At 67.1% G+C, this 16,467-nt stretch carries 18 protein-coding genes; 13 read left to right on the top strand and 5 right to left on the bottom strand.

What is annotated here, in order from left to right:
- The first annotated feature begins 91 nt into the window (after positions 1-91).
- The 5 genes from B5D62_RS01840 (at position 92) to B5D62_RS01820 (ending at position 5,111) form a co-directional block, all read left to right on the top strand.
- Positions 92-1,348: a branched-chain amino acid ABC transporter substrate-binding protein gene (locus tag B5D62_RS01840; protein ID WP_085932117.1), complete on the top strand. Its 1,257-nt coding sequence runs from the start codon at positions 92-94 to the stop codon at positions 1,346-1,348.
- Positions 1,349-1,454: 106 nt separating this feature from the next.
- Positions 1,455-2,354 carry a branched-chain amino acid ABC transporter permease gene (locus B5D62_RS01835; RefSeq protein WP_419188775.1) on the top strand — a complete coding sequence of 300 codons (900 nt, stop codon included), beginning with the start codon at positions 1,455-1,457 and terminating at the stop codon, positions 2,352-2,354.
- Positions 2,351-3,670 (top strand): branched-chain amino acid ABC transporter permease, encoded by a 1,320-nt coding sequence (locus B5D62_RS01830; protein WP_085932115.1) that lies wholly within the window; start codon positions 2,351-2,353, stop codon positions 3,668-3,670. Before B5D62_RS01835 ends, B5D62_RS01830 begins: the two co-directional genes overlap by 4 nt.
- Positions 3,667-4,416 (top strand): ABC transporter ATP-binding protein, encoded by a 750-nt coding sequence (locus B5D62_RS01825; protein WP_085932114.1) that lies wholly within the window; start codon positions 3,667-3,669, stop codon positions 4,414-4,416. The genes B5D62_RS01830 and B5D62_RS01825 overlap by 4 nt, the downstream gene beginning before the upstream one ends.
- Complete coding sequence (locus tag B5D62_RS01820) at positions 4,416-5,111, top strand: ABC transporter ATP-binding protein (protein ID WP_085932113.1); 696 nt, start codon at positions 4,416-4,418, stop codon at positions 5,109-5,111. Before B5D62_RS01825 ends, B5D62_RS01820 begins: the two co-directional genes overlap by 1 nt.
- Before the next feature lie 73 nt (positions 5,112-5,184).
- Here B5D62_RS01820 and B5D62_RS01815 read toward each other — a convergent pair whose 3' ends face one another.
- The 4 genes from B5D62_RS01815 to B5D62_RS33235 form a co-directional block, all read right to left on the bottom strand.
- Complete coding sequence (locus B5D62_RS01815; protein ID WP_085932112.1) at positions 5,185-5,421, bottom strand: hypothetical protein; 237 nt, start codon at positions 5,419-5,421, stop codon at positions 5,185-5,187.
- The gene (locus tag B5D62_RS01810) at positions 5,418-5,666 is read right to left on the bottom strand and encodes a DUF7336 domain-containing protein (RefSeq protein WP_085932111.1); all 249 of its coding nucleotides are present in this window, start codon (positions 5,664-5,666) and stop codon (positions 5,418-5,420) included. Before B5D62_RS01810 ends, B5D62_RS01815 begins: the two co-directional genes overlap by 4 nt.
- A gap of 45 nt (positions 5,667-5,711) precedes the next feature.
- A complete protein-coding gene (locus tag B5D62_RS01805) occupies positions 5,712-5,918 on the bottom strand; it encodes a hypothetical protein (protein ID WP_085932110.1) in 207 nt (68 codons plus the stop codon).
- A 190-nt stretch (positions 5,919-6,108) separates the two neighbouring features.
- Positions 6,109-6,480 carry a hypothetical protein gene (locus tag B5D62_RS33235; RefSeq protein ID WP_170920739.1) on the bottom strand — a complete coding sequence of 124 codons (372 nt, stop codon included), beginning with the start codon at positions 6,478-6,480 and terminating at the stop codon, positions 6,109-6,111.
- On the opposite strand from B5D62_RS33235, the gene B5D62_RS01795 reads away from it, so the two are divergent.
- The 4 genes from B5D62_RS01795 to B5D62_RS01780 all read left to right on the top strand — a co-directional run bounded on the left by B5D62_RS01795 (position 6,479) and on the right by B5D62_RS01780 (position 10,088).
- Complete coding sequence (locus tag B5D62_RS01795) at positions 6,479-7,351, top strand: Bug family tripartite tricarboxylate transporter substrate binding protein (RefSeq protein WP_170920738.1); 873 nt, start codon at positions 6,479-6,481, stop codon at positions 7,349-7,351. The two genes, B5D62_RS33235 and B5D62_RS01795, sit on opposite strands and share 2 nt — an antisense overlap.
- 9 nt (positions 7,352-7,360) lie before the next feature.
- Complete coding sequence (locus B5D62_RS01790; RefSeq protein ID WP_085932107.1) at positions 7,361-8,614, top strand: aromatic ring-hydroxylating dioxygenase subunit alpha; 1,254 nt, start codon at positions 7,361-7,363, stop codon at positions 8,612-8,614.
- 3 nt (positions 8,615-8,617) lie between these two features.
- The gene (locus B5D62_RS01785; protein WP_085932106.1) at positions 8,618-9,082 is read left to right on the top strand and encodes an aromatic-ring-hydroxylating dioxygenase subunit beta; all 465 of its coding nucleotides are present in this window, start codon (positions 8,618-8,620) and stop codon (positions 9,080-9,082) included.
- An 82-nt stretch (positions 9,083-9,164) separates the two neighbouring features.
- Positions 9,165-10,088: a PdxA family dehydrogenase gene (locus B5D62_RS01780; protein WP_085932105.1), complete on the top strand. Its 924-nt coding sequence runs from the start codon at positions 9,165-9,167 to the stop codon at positions 10,086-10,088.
- Positions 10,089-10,132: 44 nt separating this feature from the next.
- Here the strand turns inward: B5D62_RS01780 and B5D62_RS01775 are convergent, their stop codons facing one another.
- Positions 10,133-10,525, bottom strand: a complete 393-nt coding sequence (locus B5D62_RS01775; protein WP_085932104.1) for an EthD domain-containing protein — start codon at positions 10,523-10,525, stop codon at positions 10,133-10,135.
- Between the two features lie 230 nt (positions 10,526-10,755).
- Here B5D62_RS01775 and B5D62_RS01770 point away from each other — a divergent pair, with 230 nt between their 5' ends.
- From B5D62_RS01770 to B5D62_RS01755, 4 genes are all read left to right on the top strand, one after another.
- Positions 10,756-11,208 (top strand): cupin domain-containing protein, encoded by a 453-nt coding sequence (locus B5D62_RS01770; protein WP_085932103.1) that lies wholly within the window; start codon positions 10,756-10,758, stop codon positions 11,206-11,208.
- Positions 11,209-11,595: 387 nt separating this feature from the next.
- Complete coding sequence (gene hrpB, locus B5D62_RS01765) at positions 11,596-14,079, top strand: ATP-dependent helicase HrpB (protein ID WP_085932102.1); 2,484 nt, start codon at positions 11,596-11,598, stop codon at positions 14,077-14,079.
- Positions 14,080-14,462: 383 nt separating this feature from the next.
- Positions 14,463-15,920, top strand: a complete 1,458-nt coding sequence (locus tag B5D62_RS01760) for an amidase (RefSeq protein ID WP_085932101.1) — start codon at positions 14,463-14,465, stop codon at positions 15,918-15,920.
- 17 nt (positions 15,921-15,937) lie between these two features.
- Positions 15,938-16,465, top strand: a complete 528-nt coding sequence (locus B5D62_RS01755; protein ID WP_231714698.1) for an adenine phosphoribosyltransferase — start codon at positions 15,938-15,940, stop codon at positions 16,463-16,465.
- Positions 16,466-16,467: the final 2 nt, after the last annotated feature.

Genomic DNA, 16,467 nt, shown 5'->3' with positions numbered 1-16,467 from the left:
CGCACCGGCAACGGCCAAAGACGACAAGGCCGTCGGTTCCGCCCTGCCCTCAATCATGACAGGCCTCCACGAATCCGTTTGGGAGGAAGCAATGGCGAAAGCATTCGTTCTGGGCGCCGTCATGCTGTGCGGCCTGGGGGCAGGCATCGTTGCCCCGGCGCTGGCTGAGGACACGATCAAGATCGGCTATGTCGACCCGCTGTCGGGCGGCGGCGCGAGCATCGGCCAGATCGGTCTCAACCAGCTCAAGTTCATCGCCGACGACGTCAACGGCAAGGGCGGCGTGCTGGGCAAGAAGATCGAGATCATCGGCTACGACAACAAACTCAGCCCGCAGGTCACGCTGGTGCAGGTGCAGAAGGCGATCGATGAAGGCGTACAGATCATCGTCCAGGGCAACGGCTCGTCGGTCGGCGCCGCGGTCGAGAGCTTCGTCACCAAGTACAACGAGCGCAATCCAGGCAAGGCCGTGGTCTACCTGAACTACGCCGCCATCGACCCGTCGATGACCAACCAGAACTGCAGCTACTGGCACTTCAGCTGGGACGCCAACGTCGACATCAAGCTGGAAGCGCTGACCAACTTCATGAAGACGAAGAAGGACATCAAGAAGGTCTACCTGATCGACCAGGATTACTCGTTCGGCCACTCGGTCGCCGACACCACCGTGGCGATGCTCAAGGAGAAGCGGCCCGACATCCAGATCGTCGGCAACGAGTTCCATCCGCTGGTCAAGGTCACCGACTTCTCGCCCTACATCGCCAAGATCAAGGCATCGGGCGCCGACACCGTCGTCACCGGCAACTGGGGCCAGGATCTCGCGCTGCTCGTCAAGGCGGCGGGCGACGCCGGCCTCAAGGTCAACTGGTACACCTTCTATGCCGGCGGCTCGGGCGGCCCGACGGCCATCAAGCAGGCCAACCTGCCCGATCAGGTCTACCAGCTCACCGAAGGCTTCAACAACCTGCCCTACAAGCCGGCGCAGGAAGTGGTCCGCGCCTACATCGCCCGCTACAAGTCGGAGCCGATCTACTATCCGCGCCTGTTCAACCTGACCGGCATGGTGTTCGAGGCGATGAAGGAAGCGAACTCGGCCGATCCGGCGAAGTTCGCGCCCAAGCTCGAGGGCATGAAGTACGCCACCTTCGCCAGCGGCCAGGAAGGCTTCATGCGCAAGGACGACCATCAGTTCTTCCAGCCGCTCTACATGTCGGTGTTCGGCGCCCTCGATGCGGCGTCGCAGCCCTTCGATGAGGAGAGCACCGGCTGGGGCTGGAAGATGGCGGCGGAGATCCCGACCAAGGACACGCTCTATCCCACCACCTGCAAGATGAAGCGCCCGAACTGACGGCGACCGCGGCGCCGCTCCACCCGGACGGCGCCGCCTCTCCAGGAACCGCAGGACCGTGATCGAGATCGTCCTCATATCGACCCTGAACGGGGTCCTCTACGGCATGCTGCTCTTCCTGATGGCGAGCGGCCTGACGATCATCTTCAGCATGATGGGCGTGCTGAACTTCGCCCATGCCAGCTTCTACATGCTGGGCGCCTTCTTCGGTTTCGAGATCAGCCGACGCATCGGCTTCTGGCCCGGCCTCGTGCTGGCGCCGCTGCTGGTCGGGCTGATCGGCGTCGCCGTCGAGCGCTACGGGCTGCGCCGCGTGCACCGCCATGGCCATGTCGCCGAGCTGCTGTTCACCTTCGGCCTCACCTTCGTGATCCAGGAGGTGGTGGAGATGGTGTGGGGCAAGCTTCCGGTCGACTATCGCGTGCCGCCCTCGCTCGACTTCCCCGCCTTCACGATCTTCGCCACCAACTATCCGGCCTTCAAGCTGTTCGAGCTGCTGACCGCGCTGGCCATCTTCGCCGCGCTGCTCGTCGTGGTGACGCGCACGCGCATCGGCCTCGTGGTCCAGGCGGCGCTGACCCATCCCGCCATGGTCGCCATGCTCGGCCACAACGTCGACCGCATCTTCATGCTGGTGTTCGGCGTCGGCGCCGCGCTCGCCGCCGTCGCCGGCGTGATCGCCGGGCCGGCGCTGGTGACGCAGTCGAACATGGCAGCGCTGCTCGGCCCGATCCTGTTCGTCGTGGTCGTGATCGGCGGCCTCGGCTCGCTGCCCGGCGCCTTCCTCGCCTCGCTGCTGATCGGCCTGGTCCAGACCTTCGCCGTCGCCTCCAACGCCTCGCTGGCCGATCTCCTCGGTCCGCTGGCGGCGGGCTCCGGCTCGTCCTTCCTGCGCGACATCTGGAACGTCACCGTGGCGCAGGTGGCGCCGATCATCCCCTACCTGCTGCTGGTGCTGATCCTGATCTTCCGCCCGCGCGGCCTGATGGGACAGCGCGAATCATGAGCGAGCGTACCGGCGCGGCCCCCGCCTTCGCGGCGCCGCCTCTTCCGACCGGCCGCGGTGCCGGCTTCCTGGCGATCTTCGGTCCCTGGATCGCGGCGGCCGTCTTGCTGGCGGTCCTGCCGCAGGTCCTGAGCTCCGGGCTGGCGCTCAGCACGCTCAGCCTGATGGGCATGATGATCATCTTCGCCCTCTCCTACAACATGCTGCTCGGCCAGACCGGCCTGCTGTCGTTCGGCCAGGCGGTGTTCTTCGGCCTCGGCGGCTTCCTCACCGTGCACGCGATGAACGCGTTCACCGCCGACGGCCCGCCGCTGCCGCTGGTCGCCCTGCCGCTGGTGGGCGCCGCCGCCGGCCTGTTCTTCGGCATCGTCTTCGGCGCCGTGTCGACGCGCCGCGCCGGCACCACCTTCGCCATGATCACGCTCGGCATCGGCGAGCTGGTGTCGTCGAGCGCCCTGATCCTCCGTCACTTCTTCGGCGGCGAGGAAGGCGTCAGCACCGACCGCACCGGCCTCGCGCCGTTCCTCGGCCTCACCTTCGGATCGCAACTCCAGGTCTACTACCTGATCTCCGGCTGGTGCTTCGTCTCGGTGGCGGCGATGTATGCCCTCACCCGCACGCCGTTCGGCCGCATCTGCAACGCCGTGCGCGACAATCCGCACCGCGTCGCCTTCATCGGCTACGACCCGCAGCGGGTCCGCTTCCTCTCCTTCAGCCTGTCCGGCCTGTTCGCCGGCATCGCCGGTGCTCTGGCGGCCATCAACTTCGAGATCATGAACGCGGGCCAGCTCGGCGCGACGCAGTCGGGCACCGTCATCCTGATGGCCTTCATCGGCGGCGTCGGCTCCTTCGGCGGCCCCATCATCGGCGCCATCCTGGTCACCTACCTGCAGGTGGCGCTGAGCGACATCACCGATGCCTGGCAGCTCTATTTCGGCCTGCTGTTCATCGCCATGGTGATGTTCGCGCCGGACGGCATCGCCGGCCTGCTGGCCCGCCAGCAGCCGCTGCTGCGCGGCCGCCAGCTCCACCGCGTGCTGCCCGCCTATGCGCTCGCCCTCGTGCCCGGCCTCGCGGCCGTGGCCGGCCTCAGCCTGGCGGTGGAGATGACCAACCGGCTGACCGTGCATGCCGGCGACGGGCCGGCAATGAGCTTCCTCCATGTGCCGCTGCGGGCCGACGCGATCGTGCCGTGGCTGGTCGCCGCGATCCTGTTCGCCGGCGGCGGCTGGCTGTTCCTGCGCGCCGCCGGGGTGGCGCGGCAAGCCTATGACGAGGCGCTGGCCGTCGTGCAGGGGCGAGGCCGCACATCATGACGCCGGCACTCGAACTCACCGACCTGCGCAAGAGCTTCGGCGCCATGGAGATCATCCGCGGCGTCACCCTCTCCGTGCCCGCCGGCGAGCGGCATGCCGTGATCGGCCCCAACGGCGCCGGCAAGTCCACCCTGTTCCACCTGATCAGCGGCCACTACCGGCCGAGCGCCGGCACCATCCGCCTCGGCGGCGAGACGATCTCCGGCATGGCGCCGCACCTCATCAACCGGCGCGGCCTGTCGCGCAGCTTCCAGATCACCAACATCTTCCCGCGGCTCAGCGTGTGGGAGAACGTGCGCTGCGCCACGCTGTGGGCGATGGGTTATCGCTACTCGTTCTGGCGCAACATCGAGCGCCTGGCCGATGCCCGCCAGCGCACCGAGGAGATTCTGACCGAGATCAACCTGCTCGACCGCTGGCATGTGCCGGCCGGCGTGCTGAGCTATGCCGAGCAGCGCGCGCTGGAGATCGGCCTCAGCATCGCCGGCAATGCCGAGGTGCTGCTGCTCGACGAGCCGACCGCCGGCATGAGCCGCGCCGAGACCGAGCGCGTCGTGGCGCTGATCCGCCGCGTCAGCGAGAAGCGGACGCTGCTGATGATCGAGCACGACATGGGCGTCGTGTTCGACCTCGCCGACCGCATCTCGGTGCTGGTCTATGGCGAGATCCTGGCCTCCGACACGCCGGAGCGGGTCAAGGCCAACCCGGCCGTCCAGCAGGCCTATCTCGGCCTGGAGGCAAGCTGATGCTGAGCGTACGCGACCTTCACGCCTACTACGGCAAGAGCCACATCCTGCAGGGCGTGAACTTCCATGTCGGCGCCAACGAGATCGTCAGCATCCTCGGTCGCAACGGCGTCGGCCGCTCGACGACCCTCAAGGCGATCATGGGCGACCCCGCGCCGCGGGGCGAGATCGTCTTCAAGGGCCGGCCGGTCGCCGGCCTGAAGCCGCACGAGATCGCCCGCCTCGGCATCGGCTACGTGCCCGAGGAGCGCGCGATCTTCCCGGCCCTCACGGTGGAGCAGAACCTGCTGCTCGGCCTCAAGCCCGGCCAGAAGGCGTCGCGCTGGAGCGTCGAGGAGACCTGGCGCCTGTTCCCGCAGTTGCGCGAGCGCGCCAACGCGCCCGGCGGCGCCCTCTCGGGCGGCGAACAGCAGATGCTCACCATCTGCCGCACCCTGATGGGCGCCCCCGACCTCATCATGATCGACGAGCCGACCGAAGGCCTGTCGCCGCAGATGGTCGAGCGCATCGGCGACCTGCTGCAGGAGATCGCCCGGCGCGGCATCTCGATCGTGCTGGTCGAGCAGCGTCTCGTCATCGCGCTACGCATCTCCCATCGCGTCTATGTCATGGGCCACGGCCATATCGTCTTCGAGGGAACACCCGCCGACCTGATGGCCAATGCCGAGGTGCGGCGGGAGTGGCTGGAGGTCTGACCGGCCGGCCGGCGTCTCGCCGTCAGAGGGGCGGCGCCTTCACCGGACCGACGCCTTCATCGGAGCGGCCCCTTCACCGGATCGGCTCGTCGGTGGCGATGTCGAAGCCCTCCGTCCAGTCGTCCTTGTCGAGCGTGCGTTCGACGATGCGCCAGCGTTCGGGATAGTCGCGGAACCCCGGCATGTCGCGCAGCCGGCGGATCGCCTCGCGCGCAAGCTCGGCCGTCGAATAGAGGCCGATGGTCTTTCGGCCCTGAAAGCCATCGTCCTGCATCTCCTCGAGATGATCGAGGAAATAGATGGTCGTCATTGCGTATCCTCAAAAAAGCCGGAGCGCATCGTTACAAAGCCGTCGGTCCAGGCACTGTCCTTGTCGAGGACCATTCGCGAAATGAACCATCGTTCGGGAAATTCGCGAAAACCTGGCTTGTCGCGCAATCGTTCGATCGCTTGCTCGGCGTGCTCCTCCGTCGAATAGACGCCAATGATCTTCTCATGATCGTTGTTGTCATAGGTTTCTTGATCATAGTGGTGGAGTATATAAAGGGCTTTCATCGAACTCACCGTTTCGGATGATTGTACAGATTGTATATTATTCCGTTAAGCAACCATTAGTTGTTCTCTCTCGACCGGCGACCCTGGGAGAGAGACTACCTTGTCGCTTCCCGGAAAGCTGAACGGACCGTCATAAGGAGTCGGCGCTTCATTCGGAGTGCGGAAGTGTCGCCCATAGTATTTCTGCAGCTTCTGAAAATTGCCTTGCTCGTCCTTCTTGTTCCAGTTGCCCTTGCCGTAGTGCTCGTCCATTGCCCATGTCGCCGTCTCGGCCGGCGTTTCATCGACATAGGGACGTGTTCCCTGCTGCCGAGCCCAGCTTGGGATCTTTCGCCCCTTCTTTGCCGCTCTGATTGGGAACCGGCTCCTTGAAGCGCTGGATCGCCCCGGGTCCTTCATTGGAAAGCCCGTTCTGCCTTGCCGCGTAGATCACTTTTCTTGCTCAGCCAGTACGGCGGGCGACGAGCTTGGCCTCGTTCGCCAGCGGTAGCGGGTCATCGAGCCATTCGGATACCACGCCGACCAGCGGCGGCGCGCGCTCAGCATCGGACTGCCTACATGCGGATGCGATCGCATCGCGCTGCGGATTTTCGCGGCCAAATCGATCGGGCAACGACGCGAAACGGACGCGCGCCCTGTCGCTTGGGCCGAGATCGGCTAACATGGCCCCATAAGAAGAACTTTGGGAAGTAACGTCGATGATCGGGATTTGTCGCGCCGCTGCGCTGGCGGTGGGCGCCTTCATGGCCTTGGCCGCGCCAGTTTCCGCGCCAGTCTCCGCCCAGCAAGGCTGGCCGCAGAAGCCGGTGCGCATGATCGTGCCTTTTCCCGGCGGCGGCTCGAACGACACGCTCTGCCGCATCGTCGGCGACAAGCTCGCGGCGGCGTGGAACCAGCCGGTGATCGTCGACAACCGGCCTGGCGCCGGCGGCAATGTCGGGGCGGAGATTGCCTTCCATGCCGAGCCCGACGGCCATACGCTGCTGTGCAGTCCGCCCGGGCCGCTGGCGATCAATCACAACCTCTACAAGTCGATCCCCTACGACTGGTCGAAGTTCGAGCCGGTCACGGTTCTGGCGATCGTGCCCAACGTCATCACGGCGCGACTCGACCTGCCGGCCAATTCGGCCCAGGAGCTGATCGCCTACGCCAAGACCAATCCGGGCAAGCTCACCTTCGCCAGCCAGGGCAACGGCTCGACCTCGCATCTGTCGGCCGAGATGTTCATCCACATGACCGGCATCGACATGGTCCACGTGCCCTACAAGGGCGAGGGACCGGCGCTGATCGATATCGTCGCCGGCCGTGTCGATATCTTCATCGGCAACATCGCCGCCGCCCTGCGCTTCGAGAAGATGCACCAGGTGAAGTTCCTGGGGCTGGCCGCACGCAGCCGCAGCCCGGTAGCGCCCGACGTTCCCGATGCCGCCGAGATCGGCCTGCCCGACCTGATCGCCAGCGCCTGGTTCGCCATCGTGGCGCCACCCGGCACGCCGGCCGCCATCGTCCAGAAAGTGAACGCCGACACAGCCGCAGCGCTGAAGCTGCCCGACGTGCGGGCGAAGTTCCTCGAACAGGGCGCCGAGCCGCAGGGGGACTCGAGCGCCGCCACCGCCGCCTTCATCAAGGACGAGGAAGCCCGCTGGCGCGCCGTGATCAAGGCCGCCGAAGTGAAGCTCGAATAGGAGGAGCGCATGGACATCCCACACGATCCGCGCAGCACCCCGGGCCTGTGGCCCGAGGATTCCGTCGCCCGCGTGCCCTACTGGGTCTATCAGGACGAGGAGAACTACGCCCGCGAGCTGCATCGCGTCTTCGAAGGGACGACCTGGAACTTCGTCTGCCTCGAAGCCGACATTCCCAACAAGGGCGACTATCGCACCAACCAGGTCGGCGCCCTGCCGGTGATCGTGGTGCGCGATGCCAACGGCGGCATCAACTGCTTCGAGAACCGCTGTGCCCATCGCGGCGCGCTGATCGCCTTCGACGATGGCGGCACGATCGAGAACAACTTCAAGTGCGTCTACCACGCCTGGAGCTACGACCTGTGCGGCAACCTGCGCGGTATCGCCTTCGAACGCGGCATCAACGGCGTCGGCGGCATGCCCAAGGACTTCAAGCGCGATGCCTTCTGTCCTCGCAAGCTGCGGACGACGACGTTGTGCGGCCTGGTCTTCGCCACGCTGTCACCGGACACACCGCCGATCGAAGAGTATCTCGGCGCCGAGATCCTGGGCCGCATCCGCCGTGTGCTCAACCGGCCGATCAAGGTGATGGGCCGTTTCACCCAGGCCTTGCCCAACAACTGGAAGCTCTATGTCGAGAACGTGAAGGACACCTACCACGCCAGCCTGCTGCATCTCTTCTTCGGCACCTTCCGCATCACGCGGCTGACGCAGGGCGGCGGGGTGCTGGTGAGCCCCGACGGCGGGCATCATGCCAGTTACACGATCGACAAGGCCGAGGATACCAAGACCACGGCCTATCGCGACCAGGGCATCCGCACCGAGAACAAGGACTACAAGCTCGCCGATCCCAGCCTGCTCGACACGGTCAGGGAGTTCGGCGACGACATACAGCTCCAGATCCTGTCGGTCTTTCCCGGCTTCATCCTGCAGCAGATCCACAACTGCCTGGCCGTGCGCCAGGTGGTGCCGAGAGGCACCGGCGAGATGGATCTCAAATGGACCTACTTCGGCTTCGCCGACGATTCGCCCGAGATGACGCGGCGGCGGCTGAAGCAGCAGAACCTGGTCGGGCCGGCCGGCTTTGTGTCGATGGAGGATGGCTGCGTCGGCGGCTTCGTGCAGCGCGGCATCGCCTCGGCCGGCGACCAGGTCTCGGTGATCGAGATGGGCGGCCAGACCACCGAAAGCCAGGCGACGCGCGCCACGGAGGCCTCGGTGCGCGGTTTCTGGAAAGCCTATCGCCACCATATGGGTTACTGAGCCATGGATGTTTCGCGCCTCGTCGATCTCAATGCCGCCTATGCGCGCGCCATCGACACCGAAAAGTTCGAGGATTGGCCGGGCTTCTTCCGCGACTCCTGTCTCTACAAGGTGACGACCGTCGACAATGTCGCCCGGGGACTCGAGGCCGGCCTGATCTATGCCGACTCGCGCGCCATGCTGCAGGATCGCATCTCGGCGCTGCGCCAGGCCAACATCTACGAGCGCCAGCGCTATCGCCATATCGTCGGGCTACCGACGATCCTCGAATCGCGCAACGGCACGGCCGATGTCGAAACGCCGTTCCTGATCGTCCGCATCATGCGCGACGGCAAGATGGAGGTGTTCGCCACCGGCTGTTACCGCGACAAGGTCGTCACCGAAGACGACGGCGACCTGCGCTTCGCCGAGCGCGTCGTCGTTTGCGACGGCAGCCGCTTCGATACCCTGGTGGCGATTCCGTTCTGATGACGAGCCTGTTTCGTATCGGGCGCACGCCACTCCAGTGGCGCATCCTCATGAGCGCCACTGGAGTGGCGCGCTCCCAGCCATGATGCGCATAGCCATCGCCCTGGGCGATCCCAACGGCATCGGCCCAGAGATCGCCCTCAAGGCCGCCCATCACTTCGCCCGGCACGGGACGATCCGCCCGATCCTGGTCGGCGACCGCTTCGTCATCGAGGACACCGCCCGTCGCCTCGCCCTCCCTGTCCCCGAACTGTCCGACGCCCCGGCGCTCGACCCCGCCGGCTACGCGCCGGGCACCCTCGATCCCCGGGCCGGCAAGGCGACGGTCGCCTATGCCACGGCGGCCGCAAAACTCGCCCAGGAGGGCAAGGTCGATGCCGTCATCGGCTGTCCGCACTCCGAGACCGCGGTCAATCGGGCCGGCATCCTCTTCAGCGGTTATCCCGGGCTGATCGCCGACGTTACCGCGACGCCGCGCGACCGCGCCTTCATGATGCTGGCGGCCAGGGACCTGCGCATCGCGCACGCGACGCTGCACGAATCGGTCGCGACGGCCCTGGCGCGCCTGACTCCCGAGCGCGTGATCGCCCTCGCCGAGGCCACTCTTGCTACCGCCGGCAAGCTCGGCCTGTCGGCTCCCAGGCTCGGCCTGTTCGGCATCAACCCGCATGCCGGGGAGAATGGCCTGTTCGGCGACGAGGACGAACGAATCACCAAGCCCGCCGCCGCCGCGTTGCGGGCCAGGGGCGTCGCCGTCGATGGTCCGGTCGGCGCCGACCTGCTGCTGAGCGAGCGACGACACGACTTCTATCTCGCCATGTTCCACGACCAGGGCCATATCCCGATCAAGCTGATCTCGCCGCTGCGCGCCTCGGCCCTCACCATCGGCGTGCCGATCCTGTTCGCCTCCATCGCCCATGGCTGCGCCTTCGACATCGCCGGCAAGGGCATCGCCGACGCGACGGGTGTGATCGAGACAGTGGAGTTGCTGGCGGGAACTCGTTGACGGGCTGCCCCGTAAGAAGGCAGTGGTTCGGCACGCCTGTCCGCCTACGGCAGGACTACAGCGGCCCGCTCCGCGTAGATCACCTCTTCCCGGTTGAGCCACAGCGGCGAGCGTGGCAGGTCGATGAACTTCGCCTCGTCCTCCACCAGCAGCTTCCCGGCCTTGCGTGCCTCCGGATCGCGACCGGCCGCGCGGAAAGCCTCCTCGTCGGTCCACCACAGCTCCGCGATACCGTCGAAAGGCTCAGGCGCACCCCGTACGCGTTGCATGCCCAAAGCCAGATCGTTCTCGAGGCGGTGGAGCTGCACGTAGCGCACCATGCGCAGTGCCGGCTGCAGGCGTCGCACCAGCGGGCCGTGCTGGTTGAGCCAGTAGTCCTGGAACTGCGCCAGCGTCAGGCTGGGCAGCCGCCGCAGGCAGAAGGTGAGCTTGAGCACGTCGCGTTTCTCCCTTTGCCAGCATCATAGGCCATATCGTGTCGCCCGACGTCGACCTCGCAGTCGGGACCGCCCGCTGTCCATACAAGAGCGTCGACATCTATGTCCCACCGTTGCGGCATACGCCCGATCGCATGTGCGGTGAGACTCCGATCCCCCTCGCTTCGAGCACAGCCGAAACATCGGTCGGCTCTCGGGTCTAGCCTGACCAAACAGCGAGGAGGTGCAATATGGAGTCATCCTGGAAATCGTTCCGTGTCGATCCCGTCAGCGCGCCATGGGAGCCCGCGCGCTACAACGTCGTGGTGGAAGATGGCCGCGAGTACGGTCGCTGGCGACGCGTATTACGACGGCATTCGCATGGTCTCACGGTGATTTCCCGATACAAGGCGCCGCCGGGCAAGGCGTGGAAAATCGTCGGCAAGGCACCGGAGCTTGGTGAAGAGGTCTTCATCATGGAAGGCGCCTACTACAACGGCTCCGGTCGCGTCATAGCGGGCCCAGGAACATTCATGTTCAACGCTCCCGGAGCGGTTCATGGTGGAATTTGCCGGGACCTCACGCTCTTCATCCATTGCTGTAGCGGCGAGCCCGATGAGCTCCTCTCCGTCGACCTCGTCGATTTCGAGACGAAAGAGGACCCGCCCGCGAGTGGCGTTCAGATCGCGATAGCTGGCAAGTAAGGGCCACCGACCGGCGGTTGCGTCTTCCGCCCGGCCATCTGCATTCGCGACCGGAATCGGCGGCGGCGCGTCCGTGGGCCTATGATCGCGCCATGACTGCGCTGTTTCCTGTTGCCGCATCGCTCGCCGCTTCCGCGCCTCGTGTCTTTGCCTCTCGCGAGGCTCGCGGGCCTCGCGAGGAATCGTCTCGAACGCTGGCCCGCCTGCATTTTCGGGCAAAGCTCGCGAGCGATTTTTTTTGTGAGCGTGTGGGGGTGAGCGCGAAAGTGGGAAGATCTCGCGCAAAACGGCTTGCCGTCGGCATCGGAGGCTTCCCGCCGGGTGGGAAATTGTGGAACGGCGGCAAGGCTGGGCTCGAGCCAGGCCCGGAGCTATAAGCCCGGCGGCATGATCCCCGAGTCCCTTCCCGTCGACGAGGCGCTGCCGCGGCTCCAGCAGGTGCTGACCGCGCACAATGCCGCCGTGCTGGTGGCGCCGCCGGGCGCCGGCAAGACGACGCGCGTGCCGCTGGCGCTGCTCGACGCGCCCTGGCTGGGCGGCCGCAAGATCGTCATGCAGGAGCCGCGGCGACTGGCGGCGCGGGCGGCAGCACGGCGCATGGCGGCGACGCTGGGCGAGGCCGTCGGCGAGACCGTGGGCTATCGCGTGCGGCTGGATACGAAAGTGGGGCCGCGCACCCGCATCGAGGTTGTCACCGACGGCCTGTTCCTGCGGATGCTGCAGGACGATCCCTCGCTCGAAGGCATCGGCTGCGTGATCTTCGACGAGCTGCACGAACGCGGGCTGGAGACCGACCTGTCCTTCGCCCTCGTGCGCGAGTCGCAGATGGCGCTGCGCGAGGAGCTGCGCGTCATCGCCATGTCGGCGACACTCGATCCCGGCCCTGTGTCGGAGCGGCTGGGCGGCGCGCCGCTGGTCGAGTCGGCGGGGCGCATGTTCCCGGTGGAGACGCGCTATCTCGATCGCGAGGCGTCCGGCGGAATGGGCGGCCGCATCGAGGATACGGTGGCGAACGCGGTGCGCCGCGCGCTCGGCGAGGAGAGCGGCAGCGCCCTCGTCTTCCTGCCCGGCGTCGGCGAGATCCGCCGCGTCGCCGAACGGCTGGGCAATCTCGATTCCAATGTGGATGTCGCACCGCTCTATGGCGATCTCTCGCCGGCCGAGCAGGATCGCGCCATCTCGCCCTCGCCCGCCGGGCGCCGCAAGGTCGTGCTCGCAACCTCGATCGCGGAGACGAGCCTCACCATCGAGGGCGTGCGCATCGTGATCGATGCCGGCCAGATGCGCCTGCCGCGCTTCTCGCCGCGCTCGGGCATGACGCGGCTGGAGACGGTGCGCGTCAGCCAGGCCTCGGCCGACCAGCGCCGCGGCCGCGCCGGCCGCCTCGAGCCCGGGGTCTGCTATCGCCTGTGGCCCGAGGAAGCGCAGCGCGGCCTGCAGCCCTTCACGCCGCCCGAAATCCTCGATGCCGATCTGGCGCCGCTGGCGCTGGAACTCGCGGCGTGGGGCGTCGGCGATGCCGGCACCCTGCCCTGGCTGACACCGCCGCCGGCCGCCGCGCTGGCGACGGCGCGCGCGCTGCTGCTCGATCTCGGCGCCATTGAGCCCGGCGGCGCGATCACGCCGCATGGTCGTGCCATGGTGCGGCTGGGCCAGCATCCGCGCCTCGCCCATCTGGTGCTGAAGGGCCGGGATCTCGGCCAGGGCCGCGTTGCCGCGCTGCTGGCCGCCATCCTGAGTGAGCGCGACTTCCTGCGCCTGCCGCCGGGCCAGCGCGATGTCGACCTGCGCCACCGCGTCGACATCGCCTTGAGCGGCAAGCGCGACGGCGCCCTGCGCCTCATCCAGGAAGCGGCGCGGCGGCTGATGCCGCGCGATGCCCGGGACGAAACGCCCGATGTCGCCATGACCGGCACGCTGCTGGCGCTGGCCTATCCTGATCGCATCGGCCGACGCCGCGCCGGCACGGCCGGCCGCTATCTCCTCTCCGGCGGACGCGGCGCGGCGCTGCCCGAGGGCGATCCGATGGCCAGCGAGGAATTCCTGGTCGTGGCCGATCTCGATGGGTCGACCCAGGACTCGCGCATCTTCCTGGCCGCGCCGATCACGTCGGCGGAGATCGAGGAGCTTTACGCCGAGCGGATCGTCGCCGAGCAGATCGTGCAGTGGAGCGCGCGCGACGGCGCCGTGCTGGCGCGCCAGCGCCGCCGGCTGGGCGCACTGCTGCTGGAGGACAAGCCGCTCGCCCGGCCCGATCCCGAGCAGGTCAGGGCGGCGATGCTCGACGGCGTGCGCCAGCTCGGCCTCGCCGCCTTGCCGTGGAGCGACGAGTTGACGCGATGGCGCGAACGCATCGCCTTCCTGCGCGCCCTCGACGAGACATGGCCCGACCTCTCCGATGCCGCCCTGCTCGGCACGCTCGACCAGTGGCTGGGGCCGTTCCTCGATGGCGTGTCGCGGCGCGACCATCTCGGCCGCGTTGATCTCTCCTCGGCGCTGCGCGCGCTGGTGCCGTGGGAACGCCAGCGACAGGTCGACTCGCTGGCACCCACCCATGTCGAGGTGCCGAGCGGCTCGCGGGTGCCGATCGACTACGGCAATCCCGCCGAGCCGACGCTGTCGGTGCGGCTGCAGGAGATGTTCGGCCTCACCGACACGCCGCGCGTCGGCGGCAGCAGGGTGCCGGTGACGCTGCACCTCCTCTCGCCCGCGCGCCGGCCAGTACAGGTGACGCGCGATCTCGCCAGCTTCTGGAGCAGCGGCTATCGCGCCGTGAAGGCGGAGCTGAAGGGCCGCTATCCGCGCCACTACTGGCCCGACGACCCGCTGGTCGCCGAACCCACCGCCCGCGTCCGGCCCCGCCCCCGATAGCCGCGATGCCCGCCCGCCTCTTCAGGACCACGATCGAGATCCCTCACTACGTTCGGGATGACACCGGGAGCTGCTCGAAATGATCCCGAGACCAAGGAGATGGCGTCCTCCCGATTCGGGACGCACCGAGACCACGGAGACAGTGTCATCCCGAGCGCAGCGAGGGATCCCTGTCGGGCAGCGCGAAGGACCCCTCACTCCGTTCAGGATGACACCGGGACCCGCTCGAGATGATCGCGGGATCAAGGCGAGAGCGTCATCCCGAGTGGCGCGCAGCAGCCTGCGCGCTGCAGCGACGGATCTTTGGGTATTACGCTTCAAAAGGAATATGGTACGGCGATTGCCTGCTCGTTGGTCTTTGCAAGAACGGAACTTTTAAGCCCATGTCCCTCGACCTGCCCTTCCAGTCCGCCAAGAAGCTCGCGGCGGCTGTCCGGAAGAAGAAGATCGGTTGCCTCGAGTTGCTCGACCTCTATCTGGAGCGGGTCGAGGCGCATAACCCGGCGCTCAATGCCATCATCGCCACCGACATCGAGGGCGCGCGCAAGCGGGCCAAGGCGGCCGACCGCGCGCTGAAGGCCGGCAAGAAGGTCGGTCCGCTGCACGGTGTGCCGATGACGATCAAGGAATCCTTCGACGTCGCCGGACTGCCCACCACCTGGGGCGATCCGGCCTTCAAGGACAGCGTCGCGGCCGAGAACGCGCTGGTGGCGCAGCGCATGGTCGATGCCGGCGTGACGCTGTTCGGCAAGACCAACGTGCCGCTGAACCTGGCCGACTGGCAGAGCTACAACGAGATCTACGGCAGCACCAACAATCCGTGGGACCTGACGCGCACGCCCGGCGGCTCCTCGGGCGGATCGGGCGCAGCGCTGGCCGCCGGCCTGACCGGTATCGAGGCCGGCAGCGACATCGGCGCCTCGATCCGCAATCCCGCCCATTACTGCGGCGTCTGGGGCCACAAGCCGACCTGGAACGTAGTCTGCCCCAAGGGCCATGCGCTGGCCGGCAACGTTGCCTATGGCGATATCGGCGTGGTCGGGCCGCTTGCCCGCAGCGCCGAGGATCTCGAGCTCGCGATGGACATCATGGCCGGGCCGGACGAGATCGACGGGCGCGGCTGGAGCCTCACCCTGCCGCGGCCGAAGCAGAAGAAGCTGCGCGATTTCAAGGTCGCCGTCCTGCTGTCGGATCCCAATGCCGAAGTCGACCAGGCGGTGCAGGATCAGATCCAGAAGCTCGCCGACTTCCTGGGGAAGAACAAGGTGAAGGTGAGCGACACGGCGCGACCGGCCTTCGACACGGCCGAGCTGAACGACGTCTATGTGCGGCTGCTGCGCGGCGCCACCTCGGCGCGTATGTCCGACGCGGTCTATCAGCAGGCGTTGGCCGACGCGGCGACGCTGCCGGCCGACGACATGAGCTACTTCGCCCAGATGCAGCGCGGCAACTCGCTGCCGCATCGCACCTGGCTGCAGCTCAACGAGAAGCGGCACCGCATGCGGCTCGCCTGGGATGCCTTCTTCCAGGACTACGACATCATGCTGTGCCCGGTCGCCGTCTCGGCCGCCTTCCCGCACGACCAAGAAGGGCTGCGCCACAAGCGCACCATCGTGGTCAACAACAAGAAAGTGCCGGTGGTCGACCAGATCTTCTGGGCCGGCTATTCCGGCGTCACCTGGCTGCCCTCGACGGCGGCACCCATCGGCGAGAGCCCGGAAGGACTGCCGATCGGCGTGCAGATCATCGGCCCGCAGTACGGCGACTATTCGACCATCGCCTTCGCCAAGCTGCTGGAGAAGGAATATCGCGGCTTCGTCCCGCCGCCGGCGTTCGCCTGAAACGAGAAGAAACGACCATGACCGAGACGATCAACCTCAAGGACCACATCCGCTCGATCCCCGACTTCCCCAAGCCGGGCATCCTGTTCTACGACATCTCGACCCTGCTGGCGCATGCCAAGGCCTGGCACGAGACGATCGAGCAGATGGCGGCGGCGCTCAAGCCGCACAAGCCGGACCTGCTGGCCGGGATCGAATCGCGCGGCTTCCTGCTGGCGGCGCCGCTCGCGCTGGCGCTCGGCACCGGCTTCGTCATGCTGCGCAAGAAGGGCAAGCTGCCCGGCATCACGGTGCGCCACACCTACGCGCTCGAATACGGCACCGACACGATCGAGATCCAGAGCGACGCCGTCGAGGCGGGCAAGCGCGTGGTGCTGGTCGACGACCTGCTGGCCACTGGCGGCACCATGGCCGCCGCCGTCACCCTGCTGCAGCAGGTCGGCGCGGTCGTGCCGGCGGCGGCCTGCATCATCGAGCTCACCTTCCTCGAAGGCCGCAAGCGCCTCCCAGTCCCGGTCGAGGCGCTGCTGCAGTACGACAGCTAGGC

It is taken from the genome of Enhydrobacter aerosaccus, assembly GCF_900167455.1.
GTDB classification, from domain to species: Bacteria; Pseudomonadota; Alphaproteobacteria; order Reyranellales; family Reyranellaceae; genus Reyranella; species Reyranella aerosaccus.
The sequence above is the reverse complement of the archived record's forward strand: the minus strand, read 5'-3'. Positions and strand labels throughout refer to the sequence as shown.